Source organism: Dickeya undicola (assembly GCF_000784735.1).
In the GTDB taxonomy this organism is placed as follows: Bacteria; Pseudomonadota; Gammaproteobacteria; order Enterobacterales; family Enterobacteriaceae; genus Dickeya; species Dickeya undicola.
On sequence record NZ_JSYG01000019.1, the window covers coordinates 138,689 to 160,112 of the forward strand.

At 58.0% G+C, this 21,424-nt stretch carries 23 protein-coding genes; 16 read left to right on the plus strand and 7 right to left on the minus strand.

Annotated features, from left to right (window positions below):
* The first annotated feature begins 85 nt into the window (after nt 1–85).
* The 3 genes from OB87_RS09295 (at nt 86) to OB87_RS09305 (ending at nt 3,229) form a co-directional block, all read left to right on the plus strand.
* The gene (locus tag OB87_RS09295) at nt 86–1,087 is read left to right on the plus strand and encodes a quinone oxidoreductase (RefSeq protein ID WP_033569163.1); all 1,002 of its coding nucleotides are present in this window, start codon (nt 86–88) and stop codon (nt 1,085–1,087) included.
* A gap of 344 nt (nt 1,088–1,431) precedes the next feature.
* Nucleotides 1,432–2,820, plus strand: coding sequence for a cytochrome P450 (locus OB87_RS09300; RefSeq protein ID WP_033569164.1), 1,389 nt, complete (start codon nt 1,432–1,434; stop codon nt 2,818–2,820).
* A gap of 199 nt (nt 2,821–3,019) precedes the next feature.
* Nucleotides 3,020–3,229, plus strand: a complete 210-nt coding sequence (locus tag OB87_RS09305) for a hypothetical protein (RefSeq protein ID WP_033569165.1) — start codon at nt 3,020–3,022, stop codon at nt 3,227–3,229.
* Between the two features lie 11 nt (nt 3,230–3,240).
* Here OB87_RS09305 and pspG read toward each other — a convergent pair whose 3' ends face one another.
* Both pspG and dusA read right to left on the minus strand, forming a co-directional pair.
* Complete coding sequence (gene pspG, locus OB87_RS09310) at nt 3,241–3,513, minus strand: envelope stress response protein PspG (RefSeq protein WP_033569166.1); 273 nt, start codon at nt 3,511–3,513, stop codon at nt 3,241–3,243.
* A gap of 175 nt (nt 3,514–3,688) precedes the next feature.
* Nucleotides 3,689–4,705 (minus strand): tRNA dihydrouridine(20/20a) synthase DusA, encoded by a 1,017-nt coding sequence (dusA, locus tag OB87_RS09315; protein WP_081977375.1) that lies wholly within the window; start codon nt 4,703–4,705, stop codon nt 3,689–3,691.
* A gap of 144 nt (nt 4,706–4,849) precedes the next feature.
* On the opposite strand from dusA, the gene parS reads away from it, so the two are divergent.
* Nucleotides 4,850–5,302 carry a type II RES/Xre toxin-antitoxin system antitoxin gene (gene parS, locus OB87_RS09320; RefSeq protein ID WP_033569168.1) on the plus strand — a complete coding sequence of 151 codons (453 nt, stop codon included), beginning with the start codon at nt 4,850–4,852 and terminating at the stop codon, nt 5,300–5,302.
* On the plus strand, nt 5,302–5,760 hold the full coding sequence (locus tag OB87_RS09325; protein WP_033569169.1) for an RES family NAD+ phosphorylase: 459 nt from the start codon (nt 5,302–5,304) through the stop codon (nt 5,758–5,760). The genes parS and OB87_RS09325 overlap by 1 nt, the downstream gene beginning before the upstream one ends.
* Before the next feature lie 36 nt (nt 5,761–5,796).
* Here OB87_RS09325 and OB87_RS09330 read toward each other — a convergent pair whose 3' ends face one another.
* Nucleotides 5,797–6,504, minus strand: coding sequence for a UTRA domain-containing protein (locus OB87_RS09330; RefSeq protein WP_033569170.1), 708 nt, complete (start codon nt 6,502–6,504; stop codon nt 5,797–5,799).
* Between the two features lie 267 nt (nt 6,505–6,771).
* On the opposite strand from OB87_RS09330, the gene OB87_RS09335 reads away from it, so the two are divergent.
* The 5 genes from OB87_RS09335 to OB87_RS09355 are packed head-to-tail and all read left to right on the plus strand — an operon-like array spanning nt 6,772 to nt 11,338.
* Nucleotides 6,772–7,824 (plus strand): ABC transporter substrate-binding protein, encoded by a 1,053-nt coding sequence (locus tag OB87_RS09335; protein ID WP_033569171.1) that lies wholly within the window; start codon nt 6,772–6,774, stop codon nt 7,822–7,824.
* Nucleotides 7,825–7,845: 21 nt separating this feature from the next.
* Nucleotides 7,846–8,670 (plus strand): alkaline phosphatase family protein, encoded by an 825-nt coding sequence (locus OB87_RS09340; RefSeq protein ID WP_033569172.1) that lies wholly within the window; start codon nt 7,846–7,848, stop codon nt 8,668–8,670.
* On the plus strand, nt 8,667–9,509 hold the full coding sequence (locus tag OB87_RS09345; protein ID WP_033569173.1) for an ABC transporter permease: 843 nt from the start codon (nt 8,667–8,669) through the stop codon (nt 9,507–9,509). Before OB87_RS09340 ends, OB87_RS09345 begins: the two co-directional genes overlap by 4 nt.
* Before the next feature lie 20 nt (nt 9,510–9,529).
* A complete protein-coding gene (locus OB87_RS09350; protein WP_033569174.1) occupies nt 9,530–10,312 on the plus strand; it encodes an ABC transporter permease in 783 nt (260 codons plus the stop codon).
* A 33-nt stretch (nt 10,313–10,345) separates the two neighbouring features.
* Nucleotides 10,346–11,338, plus strand: coding sequence for an ABC transporter ATP-binding protein (locus tag OB87_RS09355; protein WP_033569175.1), 993 nt, complete (start codon nt 10,346–10,348; stop codon nt 11,336–11,338).
* Nucleotides 11,339–11,348: 10 nt separating this feature from the next.
* Here the strand turns inward: OB87_RS09355 and OB87_RS09360 are convergent, their stop codons facing one another.
* Nucleotides 11,349–12,284, minus strand: a complete 936-nt coding sequence (locus tag OB87_RS09360; protein WP_033569176.1) for a LysR family transcriptional regulator — start codon at nt 12,282–12,284, stop codon at nt 11,349–11,351.
* Between the two features lie 121 nt (nt 12,285–12,405).
* Here OB87_RS09360 and lysA point away from each other — a divergent pair, with 121 nt between their 5' ends.
* On the plus strand, nt 12,406–13,668 hold the full coding sequence (gene lysA / locus OB87_RS09365; RefSeq protein ID WP_033569177.1) for a diaminopimelate decarboxylase: 1,263 nt from the start codon (nt 12,406–12,408) through the stop codon (nt 13,666–13,668).
* A 15-nt stretch (nt 13,669–13,683) separates the two neighbouring features.
* On the opposite strand, the gene OB87_RS09370 is transcribed toward lysA, so the two are convergent.
* Nucleotides 13,684–14,694: a LacI family DNA-binding transcriptional regulator gene (locus OB87_RS09370; RefSeq protein ID WP_033569178.1), complete on the minus strand. Its 1,011-nt coding sequence runs from the start codon at nt 14,692–14,694 to the stop codon at nt 13,684–13,686.
* A 126-nt stretch (nt 14,695–14,820) separates the two neighbouring features.
* A complete protein-coding gene (locus tag OB87_RS09375; RefSeq protein ID WP_033569179.1) occupies nt 14,821–15,147 on the minus strand; it encodes a PTS lactose/cellobiose transporter subunit IIA in 327 nt (108 codons plus the stop codon).
* Nucleotides 15,148–15,382: 235 nt separating this feature from the next.
* Between OB87_RS09375 and OB87_RS09380 the strand changes: the two genes are divergently transcribed.
* From OB87_RS09380 to OB87_RS09400, 5 genes are all read left to right on the plus strand, one after another.
* On the plus strand, nt 15,383–16,723 hold the full coding sequence (locus OB87_RS09380; protein WP_033569180.1) for a PTS sugar transporter subunit IIC: 1,341 nt from the start codon (nt 15,383–15,385) through the stop codon (nt 16,721–16,723).
* Nucleotides 16,724–16,768: 45 nt separating this feature from the next.
* Nucleotides 16,769–18,205: a glycoside hydrolase family 1 protein gene (locus OB87_RS09385; protein ID WP_033569181.1), complete on the plus strand. Its 1,437-nt coding sequence runs from the start codon at nt 16,769–16,771 to the stop codon at nt 18,203–18,205.
* A gap of 8 nt (nt 18,206–18,213) precedes the next feature.
* Nucleotides 18,214–18,531, plus strand: a complete 318-nt coding sequence (locus tag OB87_RS09390; protein ID WP_033569182.1) for a PTS sugar transporter subunit IIB — start codon at nt 18,214–18,216, stop codon at nt 18,529–18,531.
* 113 nt (nt 18,532–18,644) lie between these two features.
* Nucleotides 18,645–19,412 carry an FCD domain-containing protein gene (locus OB87_RS09395; RefSeq protein ID WP_033569287.1) on the plus strand — a complete coding sequence of 256 codons (768 nt, stop codon included), beginning with the start codon at nt 18,645–18,647 and terminating at the stop codon, nt 19,410–19,412.
* 3 nt (nt 19,413–19,415) lie between these two features.
* On the plus strand, nt 19,416–19,904 hold the full coding sequence (locus OB87_RS09400; RefSeq protein WP_050515683.1) for a GNAT family N-acetyltransferase: 489 nt from the start codon (nt 19,416–19,418) through the stop codon (nt 19,902–19,904).
* A gap of 442 nt (nt 19,905–20,346) precedes the next feature.
* On the opposite strand, the gene galR is transcribed toward OB87_RS09400, so the two are convergent.
* Entirely contained in the window at nt 20,347–21,357 is a 1,011-nt protein-coding gene (gene galR / locus OB87_RS09405; RefSeq protein ID WP_033569184.1) for an HTH-type transcriptional regulator GalR, read from the minus strand.
* Nucleotides 21,358–21,424 lie beyond the last annotated feature (67 nt).

The window sequence follows — 21,424 nt, forward strand, 5'->3', positions numbered from 1 at the left end:
TGGGAGCATTGTATATCCTAAACTCAGGAATGACATATTGTCCGATGACATCACCGGGCACACACGATAGAGCGAGGAGATCATCATGGCAAAACGTATTCAGTTCAGCGACCACGGCGGGCCGGGGGTGCTGGAGTATGTGGATTACACGCCGCGCGAGCCGGGTCTTAACGACGTTCAGGTGGAAAACCGCGCCATCGGCATTAACTTTATCGATACCTATTTTCGCTCCGGGCTGTATTCACCGCCGTCGTTTCCCTCCGGTTTGGGCACCGAAGCTGCGGGTGTGGTGGTGAAAGCCGGGGCCAACGTAAAACATCTCAAGGTGGGTGACCGCGTGGTGTACGCCCAGTCGGCGCTCGGCGCTTACAGCGAACGGCACAATGTTCCGGCGGACAAAGTCGCGCTGCTACCGGATGACATCAGCTTTGAGCAGGCAGCGGCCTCATTCCTGAAAGGGCTGACGGTGTACTACCTGCTGCGCCAGACCTATGACGTGAAACCGGGCGAGGTGTTTCTGTTTCATGCGGCGGCGGGTGGCGTCGGGTTAATTGCCTGCCAGTGGGCGAAAGCGCTGGGGGCGAAGCTCATCGGCACCGTCGGTTCTGACCACAAGGCGGAACTGGCGAAACAGGCGGGTGCCTGGGCCACCATTAACTACCGCAAGGAAGATATCGTTCAGCGGGTGCTGGAACTGACCCATGAAGAAAAAGTCGCGGTTGTGTATGACTCGGTGGGTAAAGATACCTGGGAAGCTTCGCTTAACTGCCTGAAGCGTCGCGGGTTGATGGTCAGTTTCGGTAATGCGTCTGGCCCGGTCACCGGGGTGAATCTCGGCATTCTTAATCAGAAAGGGTCGCTGTACGTTACCCGACCATCGTTGTTCAGCTACATCACCACTCGTCAGGAGCTGGAGCAGGCCAGCCGTGAGTTGTTCTCACTGATCGCCAGTGGTGCCATTAACGTGGACGTGCCGGACAACCAGAAGTTCGCGTTGGAAGATGCCCAGTCTGCTCACCGTGCGTTAGAAAGCCGCAGTACTCAGGGGTCATGCCTGCTGATTCCTGGCTCCGTTTCTCAGGGGTAAGCTCCCCGATATCTGTCTGAACTGGTGCCTTTCCCGGTGTGAAAACACAAGGAAAGGCGCTCCGCGCCCCCTTCTTCCTGCCCGTGCCGGTGTATTACTTATTAACAAAAAAGTCACAGGGGTATGTTTATTTTTTAATCTGCCGATCGGTACGATGTGACCCAGTACGAATGTTGTATAACGTCAATTATGCCCCGGTAAACCGGGCGTACGCACGGTTAACGGTTACCGTCGTTTTCCGCGTACCGTCATTATTTGCCATTCCTTCCCTCCTTATCTCTTCGGGATCACCGTCGTTGCTGTTTCGCAGGTCACTTATCACCTGAGTAGGGAGAACATCGAGCATGAGATCAATCCGGCAACTGCCAGCGCCCCCGGCCAGAAGTATCCTCGGGCATGTTGAGTATTTAAAACGGCCTGACATCCATTTGCAGATGCTGCGATGGAAACAACGTTATGGCCTTTTTTACCGCTTAAGGCTGGGACTCACGCCAGCGATGGTGATCGCCGATTCAGAATGGATTCGTACCATCATGAAGGCCCGCCCTGACGATTTTCGCCGTATAAGCAGTATTGAATCCGTTTTTCAGGAGGCCGGGTTGAACGGTGTGTTCTCTGCGGAAGGCACACGATGGATGCATCATCGGAAATTGACCGAGCCGATGTTTCAGCCTGCGCATCTGAAACATTTCTACCCCAGTCTCAGGAAAGTCACCGCTCGCCTGTCAGAACGTTTCGCCAAACTGGCTGAAACCGGGGAGGTGGTTTCTCTGGTGGATGAATTTAAGCGCTATACCGTAGATATCACGTCGCTGTTAGCTTTTGGCGAGGATATCAATATTCTGGAGCAGGGCGAGAATCCGCTATCGGAAAGTTTACGCCGCCTGTTCCCGGTGATTAATGAGCGTTGTGGTTCTCCCATTCCGTTATGGCGTTATATCAAGACGGCGCGGGATAAGCAGTTTGATGCCAGCCTGAACCTGATTCACGACCAGCTTAACGAATTTATTGGTCGTCAGCGGGAACGCCTCCAGCAGTCTCCCCAGCTTATGGACGCCCCTGAAAATATGCTGCAAATCATGATCGCAGAACAGCAGAAAGACGGGGCGATGGCGGACGCGGACATTCTGGCGAATGCGTTTACGCTGCTGCTGGCGGGGGAGGACACAACGGCGAATACGCTGGCCTGGATGAGTTTTCTGCTTTGTGCTTCACCCGCGGTGGAAACGCAGGTTGTGAGAGAGTGCCAGCAGGCGACTGAGGCTGAGGGGAATGGCCTTCCGTGGCCTTTGCCCCGAATGCCGCTGCTCACCGCCGTGATGTATGAGTCGATGCGGCTTAAACCGGTGGCGCCTCTGCTTTACCTTGAGCCGGTTAAAGACACCATTATTGCTGATTTCCTTATCAAAAAGGGAACGCCCCTTCTACTGATGCTGAACGCAAGCGGATTTGACGAGGCTTTATTCCATCAGCCCGGTGACTTCATGCCTGAGCGCTGGCTTGAGCGCGGACAGGCGTCGTTTTCCGATCTTCAGCCATTTGGCGGCGGGCCGCGCATGTGCCCAGGGCGGTCGCTGGCGTTAATGGAAATAAAACAGGGGTTTCATGCGCTGTGCAGCCGGTTTCGTGTTGAAGCGCAACAACCGGCGTCGGACGTGATGGAGAGCTTTGCCTTCACCATGACCCCGACCGGTTTTCGCGTGAGGTTACATCCACGACCTCAACCCGAGTGAGGCTTGATGGGGTCATCCAGGTGGCGTTTTTGATGGCTCCGGTGGGGGAAGGACAATAACCTAGGGGATTCTTTGCGGTGCGATCACATCAGGGAGCGGTAGAACCGGGTAATAATACCGACCCTCGTCGAGTCGGCATTATTCCACAGGACGGCTGTCGCCATGACGCCAATTTCATCCACTGTGTGTAGGGTACAGTGTGGTGATCGTCACGAAGGTGCCGCTGGGCGGCTATTATTTTCCTGACGATGATGAAATGACAGGGTCGGCTCACGTCTTCATGAAAAGGGAGAGCCAAACAGTGAGCGACATCCTAGCAGCCGCGATAAGGAAAAAATCTCTGCTGGCGCACAGTTTTGCATCAGGCGTGGTATGGCCCCTCTTTCCCTCTGCCATGCAGGTTGTGTGACTTTTCAGGCATTACCACCCACCACGACGGTGACGAAAGGTCGATTTTTTATCGTAGCTGTAGCGGTGCGTATTGGAGGCCGGGCGGTCCTGAAACTGCCGCCACAGCCAGACTACGACGACCGCCAACAGTAGCCACGGCAGCACTTTTATCGCCACGGCAAACAGCCCGCCAATCAGCATCGCCACCGAAGCGACCACCAGCGCCGCCATGACTCCCAGCAGCGACACGCCGGTGACCAGCAGCATGATAAAAAAGCCAATAACGAAGAAAATTTCCAGCATGGTGTGCTCCTTAGCCGTTAAACCGCGTCTTGCGCAGGGGAAAGCGTCGTTCATGACAAGAGCAGTATTACAAGAACCGTGCCAGAATGCGTCGCTGATAAGTGATTGATTTATCAGCGACAGACAGAAGAGTGGGGATAGAAGGTTGGTCAAAAATACCAATAGTTGGTTTTTTTCAGGCGATATTAACCAGCGCCAGCGCACGTTCCACCACGGTGGCATCCGCACCGGGCTTATGCGCATTCTCACTCAGGTAACGCCGCCACTGGCGTGCGCCGGGCACGCCCTGAAACAGCCCGAGCATATGGCGTGTCATGTGGCCTAACGATGCACCGCCGGAGAGTTCGCGCTCGATATACGGGTACATCGCCCGCACCACGTCGGCCTGACTCGGCGCAATCGCGTCTGCACCAAACAGTTCACTGTCGACCTGCGTCAGCATACCGGGGTTTTGATAGGCTTCGCGGCCCACCATCACGCCATCCACGTGTTGCAGGTGCTGCTGCGCCTCGGCCAGCGTTTTGATGCCGCCGTTAATCGCCAGTGTCAGCGACGGGAAATCGCGTTTGAGCTGGTAGACGCGCGGGTAATCCAGCGGCGGGATCTCGCGGTTTTCTTTCGGGCTCAGGCCGGACAGCCAGGCTTTGCGGGCGTGGACGATGAAGGTATCGCAGCCGCCCTGCTCGGAAACGGTACGGATGAAGTCGCACAGAAATTCGTAGCTGTCCTGATCGTCGATGCCGATGCGGGTTTTGACCGTCACTGGAATGCTGACGCGTTCGCGCATCGCTTTCACGCAATCCGCCACCAGTTGCGCTTCCGCCATCAGGCAGGCACCGAAACGGCCATTTTGCACCCGGTCGGACGGGCAGCCGACGTTGAGGTGGATTTCGTCATAGCCGCGCTGTTGTGCCAGCAGCGCGCATTGTGCCAGCGCCGCCGGGTCGCTGCCGCCGAGCTGCAACGCCAGCGGATGCTCTTCCTCGCTGTAGGCCAGATAGTCGCCCTTGCCGTGCAAAATCGCCCCGGTGGTCACCATCTCGGTGTACAACAGCGCGTTGTGACTCAGCAGCCGGTGAAAGTAGCGGCAATGACGGTCAGTCCAGTCCAGCATCGGGGCCACGCTAAAGCGGCCGTGCCAGAATTTCTGGGACACACCGGTGGCGAAAGCGGTTGGGGCTGGACTTATCACGATACGAACTCACTGTCTGGCTGAAAATAAAGGGGCGTTATAGTAGCGTGATTTGCCGGTCTTTGGGAGGTCGGCGGCGGATTTTGCGTTTCCCGTGCGGTTGCAATAAACTGATGTTGCAACTGCAACGAATCAGGAGGGGTTATGACCGCGCTGTTTACACCGACCGTCCGTGTACTTGAGCACGAGGGGATCTTAGCCGCTCTGTCCCTCTCTTCTTCACTGGTGCGGGCGCATGAGCAGATCAGCGAAGGCTTGCCGGTCAGCATCATCCGCGAGGCTGCCAATAAGGCGCAACTGGATGAAGGGTATTTGCTGCGGCTGGTCGGCGTCGATCGCAGCACCTACCACCGTCGGTTGAAACATCCGGAGAAAACCTGGTCGGTGGAGCAGGGTGCCCGAATTTACGCCAGCGTTCGGGTGCTGGATGCCGCTGCCCGGCTGTTCGATCATGATTACGTCAAAGCCGTTGACTGGCTGAATCAGCCTGCAAAGGCGCTGGGTGGGCAACCACCGGCTGCCATGCTGAAAACCCCAGCTGGCACCGAAGCGGTGCTGGATCTGATTGGCCGTATCGGCCACGGCGTCATCAGCTGATGGCGACGTTTTACCGCCTGGTAAAGCAGACATTTGTGGCGCAGGCGTTTGATGGCGCGGGCGCGAAACTGTACGGTGGGCGCTGGAACAGCAAAGGCGTTCCCTGCGTCTATCTGGGCGGCACCATCGCGCTGTGCCTGCTGGAGACGCTGGTACATCTGAGGGACGTGGCTATGTTGCCTGCGTTCTCTCTGTTATCGGTGGAGGTGCCCGATACGCTGGTGATGGAATTAAGCCGGGATGCCTTGCCCGCTGACTGGCAACAGGATCCGCCGCCGGACGCCACCCGGCAGATCGGCGATGAATGGCTGGCGTCGCGCGTCAGTCTGGTGCTGAAGGTGCCGAGCACGCTGACCGGCGAATGGAACGCGTTATTCAACCCTGAACACCCAAAGGCGCAGCAGGTGTTATCCACGTTGCAGGTGGTGCCGTTCTCTTTCGATTCCCGCCTGTTGTAGTCCGGTAGTCTTCCTATTCCCCGCGTGGCTTGTGGCTCACGCTTCCACATCAATATACAACGCGTCGTAGCGCCAGTATTCGCAGTCGCAGTCGATGATGCGGTCGTGCTGATCGCGGTTGATGCGGGTGATGAACAGCGCCGGGCTACCGGGCGCGAGTTTTAACGCTGGGGCGGCCACTGGCGGCAGTGGCGTCGGCAGCATGGTGAAACGCACCCGGCCGTAACGAATGTCGTATTGCGACTGGTAAAGCTGGGTGAGTGAGCGCGTCAGGTCGCTCTTCAGCAGGTTCGGAAACCAGGCCGGGTTCAGGTAGTGTTCCACGTACAGCACCGCGCGCCCGTCGAGACGCCGCAAACGGCGGATACGGTAGATATCGGCACCTTCCTCCAGTTCCAGATGGCGGGCTATCGCCACATTTGCTGCGATAACACCGGCATCCAGCACTTCGGTGGTGGCTTTACGCCCCTGTTTTTCTGCCATTTCATGAAAGTGACTTCTGTGCAGCGGATTATAGCTAAGCCGCGGCGGTGAGATGAACCAACCGCGCCGCAGCTCACGATAGATGATGCCCTGCGATTCCAGCAAGGTGAGCGCTTCGCGCAGGGTAATGCGGGTGGTAGAAAACTGCTCGCTGAGCGCCCGTTCGGACGGCAACCGCCCGTGGGCGAACTCGCCCCGGCGAATCCGTTCGAGCAGCGCATCGGCAATCTGGGCGACGGCGGTCGGTTGTATTTTCATCATCGTGAGAGCCTTGATGTTGTGCAGCCTGCACCATAGCAGGGATTTTTGACTATCAGGTTGCATGTTTGTCGGGGTGATGCAAATCCCAAGCCGACAGGCATCAGATGCCGCTTGTGGGCGTTTGCAGGCTGGTGCTGAAACCTGTTTGTCACACTGTTGACATGAAAACTTCATCGCCGTGTGCTGAATTGGCGTACTTATTGCTGGACTAGACCAGCAGAGTATCAGACCAACAGCGTATCACTCCCCTTCCTATGGAGCATAATGATGAAAAAATTGTTGTCTTCTGTATTAATCAGCAGCGCGTTGTTTTCGGGTGCCGTCATGGCGCAGGATCTGGCGGCGCTGGAAAAAGCTGCCCGCGCCGAAGGCGAAGTTAACAGCGTCGGTATGCCGGACAGCTGGGCCAACTGGAAAGATACCTGGGATGATTTGAGCGCCAAATATGGCCTGAAACACAGCGATACCGACATGTCTTCCGCGCAGGAGATCGCCAAGTTCGCCGCTGAGAAAGAGAACGCCAGCGCGGATATCGGCGACGTAGGCGTGGCCTTCGGCCCGGTAGCGGTGCAGAAAGGCGTGAGCCAGCCGTACAAGCCGACCACTTGGGAACAGGTGCCGGACTGGGCGAAAGACAAAGACGGCCACTGGGCGATGGCCTACACCGGCACCATTGCGTTTATCGTCGATAAACAGCAGGTAAAAGACATTCCGCATAGCTGGGCGGATCTGCAAAAAGGCAAATACGTGGTGACCATCGGCGATGTCGGCACCGCGTCTCAAGCCTCCAGCGGTGTGCTGGCAGCCAGTTTCGCGCTGGGAGGCAACGAGAAGAACATGAAACCGGCGCTGGATTTCTTCGCCAAACTGGCGAAAGAAGGCCGCCTCGGTCTGACCAACCCGGCTATCGCCAATATCGAGAAAGGCGAAGTGCAGGTGGGCGTGGTATGGGACTTTAACGGCCTGAACTACCGCGACAAGATCAACAAGGATCGCTTCGAGGTCTTGATCCCGTCTGACGGTTCGGTGATCTCCGGCTACACCACCATCATCAACAAATACGCCAAACACCCGAACGCCGCCAAACTGGCGCGTGAGTACATCTTCTCCGACGCCGGTCAGATCAACCTGGCGCGCGGCTACGCTCGCCCGATCCGCGCCCAGCACATTACTCTGCCGGATGACGTGAAAGCCAAGTTGCTACCGCAGGAACAGTATAAAAACGCGCATCCGATCGCCGACGCTGAAGCCTGGGACAAGACGGTGAAAGCACTGCCGCGTCTGTGGCAGGAAAACGTCATGATCAACATGAAGCAGTAACAGCGCAGGCGGGAGTTCGGGATGAAAACGATTCTGGTGATACTGGACGGGCTGAGCTTTCAGGTCGGACGCGAGGCGATGGGCTATTTGCAGGCGGAGTGCGCCGCCGGGCGCGGTTGCCTCTACCAGCTGGAGTGCGAGCTGCCCTCGCTGTCGCGCCCGTTGTATGAGTGCATTCTCACCGGCGTGACGCCGGTGCGAAGCGGCATTATCCACAACGGCGTTGATCGGCTGAGCCGCGAGCGTAGCATTTTTCATTACGCCCGCGACGCCGGTCTGACCACCGCAGCAGCGGCGTATCACTGGGTCAGCGAGCTGTACAACCGCACGCCGTTTGACGCGGCGCGTGATCGTCATACCGTTGAGCCGTTGCTGCCGATCCAGTACGGCCACTTCTACCATGACGACAGCTATCCCGACTCCCATCTGTTTGAAGACGCGGAAAGTCTGCGCCTGCGCTACCAGCCAGACTTTTTGCTGATCCACCCGATGAACATCGATGACGCCGGGCACCGCTACGGCCTGTCGACCCCGCAGTACCGCAACCAGGCGCGCATGGCGGACGGCTACCTGTCGCACTGGATGCCGCGCTGGCTGGAGGAGGGGTATCAGGTGCTGGTGACCGCCGATCACGGCATGAATGACGACCGCAGTCACGGCGGGATTTTGCCGCCAGAGCGTCAGGTGCCGCTGTACGTGTTCGGCAACGGTTTCTCGCTGCAACCGGATGCCGCGCCGCAACAAACCGAGCTGTGCGGCACGGTGTGCCAGCTGCTTGGCGTGGTGCACGACAAACCGGTGAGCCGCAATTTACTGATAAAAGGCACCGCGGAGGGGCGAGCGTGAGGAGTCGATGGCTGGCGGCGCTGGTTCTGCTGCCGTTTTTAGTGGTGTTTATTGCTTTCCAGATAGCCCCGCTGGTGTGGATGGCGATCAACAGTTTTTACAGCGACATGGAAAGCGCCTGGGGGCTGGCGAACTACCGTGACCTGCTGACGTCGCCGTTTTATTTGCAGGCGATGCGCTTTTCGCTGGATATCTCGTTCTGGTCGAGCTTGTACGGCCTGTTCATCGCGCTGCTCGGCGGCTATTCGCTGCAACAGCTGGGGGAAGGGCGGGTCAGGCGTCTGGTGATGTCGTTCGCCAATATGACCAGCAACTTTGCCGGGGTGCCGCTGGCGTTCGCCTTTGTGATCATGCTGGGGCTGAACGGTTTTATCACCTTGTTGCTCAAACAGAACGGGCTGATCGACGGCTTTAATCTCTATTCCCGCGACGGCCTAATCCTGATTTATACCTATTTCCAGATTCCGCTCGGCATCCTGCTACTCTATCCGGCTTTCGACGGGCTGCGCAGCGAATGGCAGGAGTCGGCGGCGTTACTGGGTGCCAGCCGCTGGCGTTACTGGCTGCACATCGGCATACCGGTACTGACGCCTGCGTTGCTCGGCACCTTCGTCATTCTGCTGGCGAATGCGCTGGGGGCATACGCCACCATTTACGCGCTCACTACCGGCAACTTTAACGTGGTGCCCGTTCGCATTGCGGCGCTGGTTTCCGGTGATATCTCGCTGGACCCGAACCTGGGCAGCGCGCTGTCCATGTTGCTGGTGCTGTTGATGGCGCTGATTACCGTCGTCCACCAATGGCTGCTACGCCGGAGTTACCTCCATGCTGCCCGTTAATTCTGCCACCGGAGGCCGCCATGTCCCGCGCTGAACGCCGTTACCACCTGCTGGTGGTGTGGCTGATCTTACTGATTTTGATGTTGCCGTTGCTCTCTACGCTGGTTTACGCGCTCGCCACCGAGTGGGGCGCGACCATTCTGCCACAGGGGTTGACCCTGAAATGGTTTATCGAATTATGGAGCGACGGCCGTTTTCTGGTGGCGTTAGGCCACTCGCTGATTATCTGTTTCGGTGCCTTGCTGTTTTCGCTGCTGCTGGTGCTACCAGCCATGTTCGTGATCGCCTGGGCGTTCCCGAAACTGGACGGGGTGATGAACGTGCTGATTTTGCTGCCATTCGCGGTGCCGCCGGTGGTGTCGTCGGTCGGGTTGTTACAGCTTTACTCCGCCGAGCCGCTGGCGCTGACCGGCACCCCCTGGATTTTGATTGGCTGCTATTTCACTATCGCGCTACCGTTTATTTATCGCGCTATCGCCAACAACATGCAGGCCATCAATTTGCAGGAGTTGCTGGATGCCGCGCACCTGCTCGGTGCCAGCACCTGGAAAGCGGCGCTGTGGGTGGTGCTGCCCAACCTGCGTAAAGGGGTGATGATCGCCGTGCTGCTGTCGTTTTCGTTCCTGATCGGCGAGTTTGTGTTTGCCAATCTGCTGGCGGGCACCAACTACGAAACCTTGCAGGTGTACCTCTACAACAAACGCAACGATAGCGGGCATTTCACCAGCGCGCTGGTGATCTCCTATTTTCTGGTGGTGCTGCTGGTGACCTGGCTGGCGAATGCGCTTAACCGCCATCAATGAATCAAGTAATGAGTAAAAAGGGACACGCTGAACATGGCCTACCTTGACGTCATCAATCTGAATAAACACTACGGGCCGACCAGAGTGTTTCAGGATATCCAATTTTCGGCCGATGAAGGCGAGTTCGTCACCCTGCTGGGGCCGAGCGGCTGCGGCAAGTCGACGCTATTGCGCTGTCTGGCTGGGCTGACGTCGGTAGACAGCGGCCAGATTCTGCTACAAGGCCGCGACATCGTGCCACTGTCGCCGCAACAGCGCGATATCGGCATGGTATTCCAGAATTACGCGCTGTTTCCCAATATGACCGTTGAAGGCAATGTGGCCTTTGGCCTGAAAATGCAGAAACTGCCTGCCAGCGAGATTCGCTCACGGGTGGCGGACGTGCTCGCCCTGGTGGAGTTGGGCGATTATGCCCGCCGCTATCCGCATCAGTTGTCCGGCGGGCAGTGTCAGCGCGTGGCGCTGGCTCGTTCGCTGGTAACCCGCCCGCGTCTGCTACTGTTGGACGAACCCCTGTCGGCGCTGGATGCGCGTATTCGTCGCCACCTGCGCGAGCAGATCCGCCGTATCCAGCAGGAGCTGAACCTGACCGCCATTTTCGTCACCCACGATCAGGAAGAGGCGCTGACGTTATCCGACCGCATCGTGCTGATGAACAAGGGCGAAATCGTGCAAAACGGCGACGCCGAATCGCTCTACACCCAACCTGTCAGCCTGTTCGCCGCTGGGTTTATCGGCAGCTACAACCTGCTGAGCGCTGAACAGGCGATGCGCCTGACCGGCGGACGTTTTTCCAGCCAGGTGGCGCTACGCCCAGAGTCGGTGCTGCTGTGCGCACCGGAGCAAGGGCTGGCCGGAGAGGTAGTCGGTCACAGCCTGTTGGGCAACGTGGTGCGCTACCGGGTGCGCATCAGCGAGGTGGAGCTGTTGGTGGATGTGCTCAACCGCTCGGTGGCCGACTTGCACCCAACCGGCAGTCAGGTCGGAGTGCAGATCGATCTCAGCGCGCTGCGTGAGGTGGCGTAAGGGGGCTGCTTTAAACCGGGTCGTGCGCCAGCCAGTGCTGCAACCGGGAGGGAAAGCGCTCGGCGAAGGCGATCAGCTGTTCGGTGAATTGCGCCACCAGCGATGAGGCCGGGCGGTGCAGCGGGCGAATCAGGCTGACGGTAAACGGCACCTCGATGCTGAAACGGCGTACTGCCACCGCGCCGCTGCTGGCGTAATCCACCGCCGTCAGCGGATTGACTATCGACAACCCGACCCCGGCGCGCACCATCGCGCACACCGAAGCGGCGCTGTGGGTGTCCAGCACCAGCCGCCGCGTCACGTTCGCCTGCTCAAACTGCTGGTCCAGCAGTTGCCGGTAACTGTCGGTACTGGAGAGGCTAATAAACGGCTGGTCGAGGAAATCCTCTGGCGTCAGCACCGCTTTGCGCGCCAGCGGGTGGCCGATGGGCAACACGCAAACTTCATTCAGCGCCATCAGCGTCTGTCGTTCCGTTCCGGCAGGCGTATTCAGGTTTTCCGTCAGCCCCAGGTCGTGGCGCTGCGCCGACAGCCACTCTTCCAGTAACGGTGATTCCTGCGGGATAACGTGCAAGTTGAGTTCGGGGTAGCGCGCCAGCAGCGGCTGACAGACCTCGGGCAGCAACGACTGGGAGAACACCGGCAGACAAGCCACCGATAACGGTGCCTGCCGGAACTGGCGGATATCCTGCGCGGCGCTGATGATGCGATCCAGCCCGTAATAGGAGTGCTGCACTTCGTCGAACAGTTGTAATGCTTGCACGGTAGGGTGCAACCGCCCGCGCAGGCGCTCAAACAGCGGCATCTGCACCAGATGTTCGAAGCGCGCCAGCTCGCGGCTGACCGTCGGCTGCGAGGTATTGAGCAGCGCCGCGGCTTCTGTCAGGTTGCCGGTGGTCATGACCGCGTGGAAGATCTCGATGTGGCGCAGGGAAATGGCGTTCATATACCCCTCGGGTGTGTTAGCCCATATCAGAAATGAATAGAGTCTGCGAAAAAGGATATTGGTATTATAGGTTGCAGGCCAGCACAATTTCGGCATCTGATCACATCACGGTACGATATCCATGCCACATGACCTGAATGACTTTTCTCATGCGCTGAACGCCCAGAGCCTACGCGCGTTGCCGGAACGCTTTGGTTGCCCGCTGTGGGCCTACGATGCCGAAACTATCATTGCGCGCATCGGTCAGTTGCGACAGTTCGACACCATCCGTTTCGCGCAGAAAGCCTGCTCCAACCTGCATATTCTGACGCTGATGCGCCAGCAAGGCGTAAAGGTAGATTCCGTGTCGTTGGGTGAAATCGAACGTGCGCTGGCGGCCGGGTTCGAGCCGGGCACCGACGCGCATGAGATCGTGTTTACCGCCGATGTGCTGGATGACGCCACGCTGCAACGGGTGCATGAGCTGAACATTCCGGTGAACGCCGGTTCTATCGACATGCTGCATCAGTTGGGCGAGTGCTCGCCGGGTCACCCGGTGTGGCTGCGTATTAATCCGGGATTCGGCCACGGCCACAGTCAGAAGACCAACACCGGCGGCGAAAACAGTAAACACGGTATCTGGTATGCCGATTTACCGCAGGCATTGGAAGCGTTGAGCCGTTATCGGCTGAAGCTGGTGGGTATTCATATGCATATTGGCTCCGGTGTTGATTACGGGCATCTGGAGCAGGTGTGTGACGCGATGGTGCAGCAGGTGCTGGCCGTTGGGCAGGATCTGGACGCTATTTCCGCTGGCGGGGGGCTGTCGATTCCTTATCACCACGGCGGCGAGCGCATTGATACCCAGCATTACTATGGCTTGTGGAACCGGGCACGGCAGCAGATCGCCGAACACCTTGGGCATCCGGTCACGCTGGAGATTGAACCGGGGCGTTTTCTGGTAGCGGAGTCTGGCGTGTTGGTGGCGCAGGTGCGCGCGGTAAAAGACATGGGCAGCCGTCACTTTGTGCTGGTGGATGCCGGGTTCAGCGACCTGATGCGCCCGGCGATGTACGGCAGTTATCATCACATCACCCTGCTGCCGGGGGACGGGCGCGACCTGAGCCAGTCTGCGCTGCGCGACACCGTGGTGGCCGGTCCGCTGTGTGAGTCAGGTGATGTGTTTACCCAGCAGGCGGGCGGCGGGGTGGAAACACTGGCGCTGCCGTCGGCGCAGGTCGGCGATTATCTGGTGTTCCATGACACCGGGGCTTACGGCGCATCAATGTCTTCCAACTACAACAGCCGCCCGTTGATTGCCGAAGTGCTGTTCGAGCAAGGTCAGCCGCGGTTGATCCGCCGTCGCCAGACGCTGGATGAACTGCTGGCACTGGAGCGGGTGTAACCGCGCTGCGCGCACTCAGCGCGCGTGCGGCCCTTTTGCCACTGAAGCGCGCAGTTTCAATTGGCCGGTAAACGGGGCGATCGGTTTGACCGCTTCGCCCTCACACAATTTCAGCGCCTGAGAAATCGCGGCGCTGATCATCTCTTCAATCGGCAAATACACTGTGGATAGCGCCGGGTTCAGGTACGGGGCGCTGGGGATATCGTCAAAACCCACTAGCGATACGTCTTGCGGCAGCCGTTTACCGGCTTCGAGCAGTGCTTTCATCGCGCCGATGCACATATCATCGTTGCTGGCGAAAATAGCGGAAAAACCGGCGTCATGCGCCAGCAGTTCACGTACTGCCTGATAACCGCCGGGCACCAGATTGTCGCCGTTGATGACCCGCAACGGGTCATAGGGAATGTGATGATGTTCCAGCGCCTGTCGGTAACCTGCCAGACGCGCGCGTGCGGTCGGGGTGTTGATTGGCCCGGTGATGCAGGCAATGTCGCGGTGCCCTTGCTCTACCAGATAATCGATCAACTGAAACACCGCCTGCTGCTGCTCGAACCAGACGCAGCGGTCAGGTGCCATCGGCAGATGTCGGTTAATCACCACGATCGGCACGGTGGAGTGCTCCAGCAGCGCCATCAGCGCCGCGTCGGACATGTGGCGGGTATAAAGCACGATAGCGTCGCAGCGGCGATCGGTCAGCAGTTGCACCGCCTGCTGCTCGTCTTCCGGCGTATCGTGACCGTCTGTTACGATCAGGTGTTTACCGCTGACTTCGGTACGTTCCGCCGCCCGGCGCAGTAACCGGCCGAAATACGGGCCGTCGAAATTGGACACCACCAGCCCCAGGCTGTTGGAACTACGCTGTGCCAGCGAGCGCGCCAGAAAGTTAGGACGATAGCCCAGTTCTTCCATTGCCTTGAATACGGCATCGCGTGTGCTTTGCTTCACCTGACCTGTACCGTTCAGCACCCGTGATACCGTTGCTTTGGATACGCCCGCATGTCTTGCCACATCAAGCATGGTCATCATGGTTTGCACCTTCCCTGTTTTACCGATGTCTGTCACAGAGTTGTTATCGATCTTTGTCACATACTAGCACACTGGTGCAATGTCAGTGGGGCTGGTGCTGGATATCTCTCTGTCGACGTGGCGTCGTCAGGCTGATGGGCGGTCACTTAGCGCTTTGCGTAGCAGCACCAGCTCTTCGGCCAGATCGTGGCATAACATGGCGGTCATCAGATGATCCTGCGCGTGCACCATGATCAGGTTGACCGGTACTTTGCCTTCGCCTTCGTCCAGCCCAATCAGCCGGGTCTGGATAAGGTGGGCCGCCTTCGCCGCGTCTTTCGAGGCTTGCAACTGCGCATCGGCCTGTGCCCAGTCCTGCTCGCGGGCGGCCTGAATCGCCATCATGGCGCTGGAGCGGGCTTCACCCGCGTTGATCAGTAGTTCCATCACGGTCTGTTCCATATCGAATTCCATCGCACTGTCCTCTTGGTATGCCAAATTTGATGTTTTCTATGTTATTGGAATTCCAATATTGACTTGTGAGAACAATGTCACAGAAAAATTATTCGTTTGTTTTATTTTTTGGTATGCCAAACGCGAGATCGCTGAACCTGCCGTCCATTCTTCCGCGCGTAACGGCCACTACGGGGGCGATAGCCTCTGATAACAACAACCCCTGAAAATGCAGGTAAATCAAAGAGGTGGAGTTATGTCATTCAAGGATCAGGCCATCGATTCATTGGGATCGTTCGCCAACCAGTTCAACAGCCTGAGATACATCATGGCGATCAAAGCCTCGTTCATCACGCTGATGCCGGTGATCATCGTGGGCGCTTTCTCCGTGCTGATTTCCAATATGGTGCTTGACCCCAAGAACGGGCTGGCGAGTTTCGCCATGTTCGCATTTTTGGCACCGCTCAAGCCGATCATGAGCGGCATTAACTATGCCACGCTAAACTTTCTGACCATTGGTGCCGTGTTCCTGATCGGTATTGAGCTTGGGAAAATCAACGGTTCCCGCAGCTTGTTTCCCGGCTTACTGGCGGTGATTTGTTTCATCTCGATCACCCCCACCACCATCGATATGGTGATCAACGGCCAGACTTTACCGGTGAAAGACGTGCTGGCGCGTCAGTTTTCCGACACCAAGAGCCTGTTCCTCGGCATGTTTATCGCCATTTTGTCAGTAGAAATCTATTCGAAGCTGGAGTCGGTGGAAGGGTTGCGCATCAAGATGCCGGATAGCGTGCCGCCGAATGTGTCGGCGTCGTTTTCGGCGTTGATCCCGGCGATCATCACCGTGACACTGGTGGCGACCTTTGGGTTTACCTTCCAGAAAGTGACCGGTATGTACCTGTATGACGCCATCTATAAGGTGGTGCAGCAGCCGCTGGAGTCGGTGGTGCAAAGCCTGCCGGGGCTGTTGATCCTGATGTTCGTCGCGCAGTTGTTCTGGGTGATCGGTATTCATGGAAACCAGATGATCAAGCCGATCCGCGAACCGCTGTTATTGGGCGCGATCGCGGTGAACATGACCGCATTTGAGCAAGGCCACGAGGTGCCGAACATCATCACCATGCCGTTCTGGGATGTGTACATGAGCATCGGGGGGTCTGGCCTGACTATCGGCCTGCTGCTGGCGGTGATGATCGCCTCCAAACGCCGCGAAATGAAAGAGATCGCCAAAATTTCTTTCGGGCCGGGCGTGTTCAACATCAATGAACCGGTGATCTTCGGTATGCCGATCATGCTCAACCCGATTCTGGCTATCCCGTTCATTATCACGCCGCTGGTAACCGGCACCATTGGCTACTTTGCCACCAGCATGGGGTTTGCCGGTAAAGCGGTGGTGATGGTGCCCTGGACCACGCCGCCTATCATCAACGCCTGGTTGTCCACCGCCGGTTCTATGGGCGCAGTGGCGACGCAGATTGTCTGCATTATCGTCGCCACCCTGATTTACCTGCCGTTCGTTAAAGTGGCGTCCCGCCGTGCTGAGCAAGCGCAGCGTGAAGCGGAAGCAGGGCAGGTCAGTGCAGCGAAAAACTAACGAATCGAAACACGAAGCGAATCGAAAAATGAAAGGGAGACTGGCATGAGCAAGGTATCAATGACCCTTCCCGAGGGCTTCATTTTGGGGGCGGCCTCATCCGCCTGGCAGACCGAGGGGTGGTCAGGCAAGAAAGACGGGCAGGATTCGTATCTGGACTTGTGGTACAAGCGCGATCGCCAGGTGTGGCACAACGGCTACGGCCCGGCGGTGGCGACCGACTTCTACAACCGCTACCGCGAAGACGTGGCGCTGATGAAGCAAACCGGGCTGACCCATTTCCGCACTTCCATCAACTGGTCGCGCTTTATGCTGGACTACGAGAACGGCGTGGTGGATGAAGAGTATGCCGCCTACATCGACAACCTGCTCGACGAAATGCACCGGCAGGGCATCGAACCGATGCTGTGTCTGGAACATTATGAACTGCCCGCGGTACTGTTCGAGAAGTATCAGGGCTGGTCGTCCAAACAGGTGGTGGAGTGGTTCGTGCAGTACGCCGACGCGGTGTTCGCCCGCTATGCCGGTAAGGTTAAACGTTGGTTCACCTTCAACGAGCCTATCGTGGTTCAGACCCGCGTCTATCTGGATGCGGTGCGCTATCCCTATCAACAGGATACCGGCGTCTGGATGCAGTGGAACCACCACAAGAATCTGGCGACCGCCAAAGTGGTGCAGCTGTTTCGTGACAAAGGCTATCACCGGCAGGGCGGCAGCATCGGGGTGATCCTCAATCCGGAAGTGACCTACCCGCGCTCCAGCGCCACGCACGATGTGGAAGCAGCGCGCCTGTATGATCTGTTCTACAACCGGGTGTTTCTGGATCCGGCGCTGAAAGGCGAATACCCGGCGGAGCTGCTGGCGCTGTTGGAAAAACACCAGGTCAAATGGGATTACACCGAGGAAGAGCTGGCGATCATCCGCGCCAATACGGTGGATGAGGTAGGGATCAACCTTTATTACCCGCACCGGGTTAAAGCGCCCAGCCGGGCGTGGAACAGCAATACCCCGTTCCACCCGGCCTGTTACTACGAGCATTTCGAGCTGCCCGGCCGCCGCATGAACAAGTCCCGCGGTTGGGAAATCAACCCGCGCATTATTTACGACATGGCGATGCGCCTGAAAGACGACTACGGCAACGTGCCCTGGTTCGTGTCGGAAAATGGCATGGGGATCGAAAACGAAGGGCAGTTCAAAGACAGCCACGGTGTGGTGCAGGATGATTACCGCATCGCGTTCATCGCCGAGCACCTTTACTGGACACTGAAAGCGCGCGAGGACGGGGCCAACTGTCTGGGCTACATGCTGTGGGCGTTTACCGACAACGTGTCGCCGATGAACGCGTTCAAGAACCGTTACGGCTTGATTGAAATCGATCTGGAGCACGACCGGCAGCGGCGTCCGAAAAAATCGGCAGGCTGGTTCCGTCAGGTGCGGGACAGCGGGGTGCTGGCGTTCGAACTGGACGATGAAGATAAATAGGGGGAACGATGAAACGGATTGTATTGGCCTGCTCAGCAGGCATGTCCACGTCGCTGGTGGTGACCAAGATGGAAAAAGAAGCGACGGCGCGCGGCATGGAATACCAGATTTACGCCATTCCCGAACAGAACCTGCGGGATGAACTGCAAACCTACAGCGGCGATATCATTGCGGTGCTGCTGGGGCCGCAGGTGCGCTTCAAGCTGGCGGAAAACAAGAAGCTGACCGACGAGTACCAGATTCCGATCGCGGTGATCGACCCGGTGGCCTACGGCACCTTGAATGGTGCAAAGGTACTCGATCAGGCGCTGAGTTTGGTAAACTGAGCTTCTGATTGCTGTAGGACGCGGACCGACGGTGCAAACCCCGGTCCGCGTTGGTATCCGGCTCCGCGCCGGGCGGCAGCGGTGTTCAATTCTCGGCCGTTCAGGGTGGCATTGTGGCGAAGGTTGTGGTTCTACAAGACAGAAAGCAATATCAGGAAATCGGCGGTGACCTGAGGGAAAAAATCCAGCAGGGGGAGTACCCCGTGGGTGCGCGTCTTCCACCGGAACGAAATATTGCGGAAACCTACGGCGTCAGTCGTACCATCGTGCGTGAAGCGCTGCTGATGCTGGAACTGGAAGGCACGGTGGATATTCGGCAAGGGTCGGGGGTGTACGTGCTGCGTATTCCGTCGGCGGAAGAGTCGTCTCCCAACGCGCAAAACCGCATCGGTGCGTTTGAAATGTTGCAGGCACGCCAGTTGCTGGAGAGCAATATTGCGGCGTTTGCTGCCCGCATGGCGACCCGTAATGATATCGACACCCTGCGGCATACGCTGGAGCAAGAGCAGGCGGCCATCGCCGCTAATGATTACCGCAGTGATTTCGACAAAATCTTTCATTTGCAGGTGGCGGGTGCCACCCAAAACCAGATGTTGCTGGAAACGGTTAGCAATATCTGGTCCTGCCGGGACGAAAGCCCCATCTGGCAGCAGCTTTACAGCCACGTCGGCAACCACGGCTACCGGCTGAAATGGCTGGCGGACCACCAGACAATCCTGGCGGCGCTGCGCCGTCGTGACGTCAGCGGCTCTTATCAGGCGATGTGGCAACATCTGGAAAATGTCAAAACCACGCTGATGGAAATCTCCGACGCCGAAGCGCCGGAATTCGATGGCTATTTGTTCGATTCGGTACCGATTTTTCAGGGAAAACTGGTCTGACGCATGACGACGATGGAATCTCAGCCAACGATTGATTATCTAACGATTGGCTATCTGGCGGATTACCCGCATTTTGAAGCGCAAGTAGTGGACTGGTTGTGGCAGGCGTTCGGCGACGGGTTGAGCCGGGACTTTTTTGCCAGCGTGGTGCATCACAGCATGGATAAACAGGCGCTGCCGCTGACGTTTGTGGCGCTGGACGGTGAACGACTGGTGGGCACCGTCGGGTTATGGCGCTGTGATCTGATTAGCCGACAGGATCTAACCCCCTGGCTGGCGGCGCTGTATGTGGACGAGCACTACCGCGACCGTGGGCTGGGCGCTGCGCTACAGCGCTTCGTGGTGGCGCGCAGCCGCGAGCGCGGCTTTGACAATCTCTATCTCTACGCCGATTTCAGCGGCTATTACGAACGCCACGGCTGGCGCTATCTCGGCGACGCGCCAGATTATCCCGATAAACGGGTGCGGTTGTATCACCGCGCGTTAAGGTAATCTATTTCGTTGGCAAGTCTAACCAATGACGGCTTATATGATGGGTTTTCCGGCGTCAAAAACCGTGCTGAGGCAGGCGGCTTCGCCGGATGCGCGGCAGGGAAGCCGCGCAAGCCCGTGCCGTGTTGGACAAAAACGTTGGGAACGTTTTTGAACAGCGTTTACGCTGGCCCGCAGGGCGAGTCCCAGGGATGGGGCGAGTAACCACGTCACGGGCGGTCCGAACAGCGAAGACGAATGCCGAAGGCACCGCGTTAGCGGCACGGTTTAGCCCTTAGCCAGTGGTCAAGGAGAGGTGGCGCTTGCACCTCTCCTTGTCGTGCGTGCGATGAAGCAACAAGGAAACGACACCGGTTATCCCGCACGAAACCATTCACCAACCAGATATAAATCCATTATTAGTGAGACAACGTGGCTGTTTGTTAACAGCCTTGACGCACCACTAGTGCCCATTATTCAAACTGGCGACGGAATGACGGCGGATCAGCGTCGGGTGGAACAGATTGATGGCGTTGGGCAGCGGCGTGTCGTTGGCTAGCGCCAGCGCAATCTGCGCCGCTTGCGTCGCCATCGCGGTAATTGGGTAGCGAATCGTGGTAAGGCGTGGGCGCAAATAGCGCGACAGCAGCACATCATCAAAACCGATCAACGACATGTCGCGCGGCACCTCAATACCGTTATCACTCAGCACCGCCAGCGCGCCAGCGGCCATTGGGTCGTTGTAGCAGCTCAGCGCAGTCAGCGGGCGGCCGCGTTCCAGTAGCGTGATCATCGCGGCTTCGCCGCCGCTTTCGTCCGGCTCGCCGTAGGCGATCAACTGCTCATCCAGCGGAATGGCGTGCTCAGCCAGCGCGTCCCGGTAGCCAGCCAGACGGTCGTCGGCGTCGGAGATGGCGTGGTTAGAGCACAGGATACCAATCTGACGGTGCCCTTGCAGAATCAGGTGCCGGGTCGCCAGCCAGGCACCGTAGCGGTTATCCAGCGCCACACAGCGTGCTTCATACCCCGGCAGGATGCGGTTGATCAGCACCATGCCCGGAATCTGTTCCATCAGTTGCGTGAGTTCCTCATCCGGCAGCATTTTGGCGTGGACCACCAGTGCCGCGCAGCGGTGACGAATCAACTGTTCGATCGCCTGGCGTTCCTTGTGCGCCACATGGTAGCCATTGCCGATCAACAGGAAGTTGCCGGTGCGATAGGCTTCCTGCTCCACCGCTTTGACCATCGTGCCGAAAAAGGGATCAGACACGTCGGACACCACCAGCCCCAGCGTTTCGGTGGATTGCTGGGCCAGCGCGCGGGCGTTGGCGTTCGGGTGGTATTGCAACTGCTGCATGGCCTGTCGTACCGCGTTGCGCGCTTGTGCGCTGGCTTTCGGCGAATCGTTGATGACGCGTGACACGGTTGCAACCGATACGCCCGCCAGCCTGGCGACGTCCTTAATGGTGGCCATGAGGTTTCCTGTTGTTCCTGATGTGAAAATGGTGTGCTGAATCAAGTGACTGCCTGAGTGTCACGGA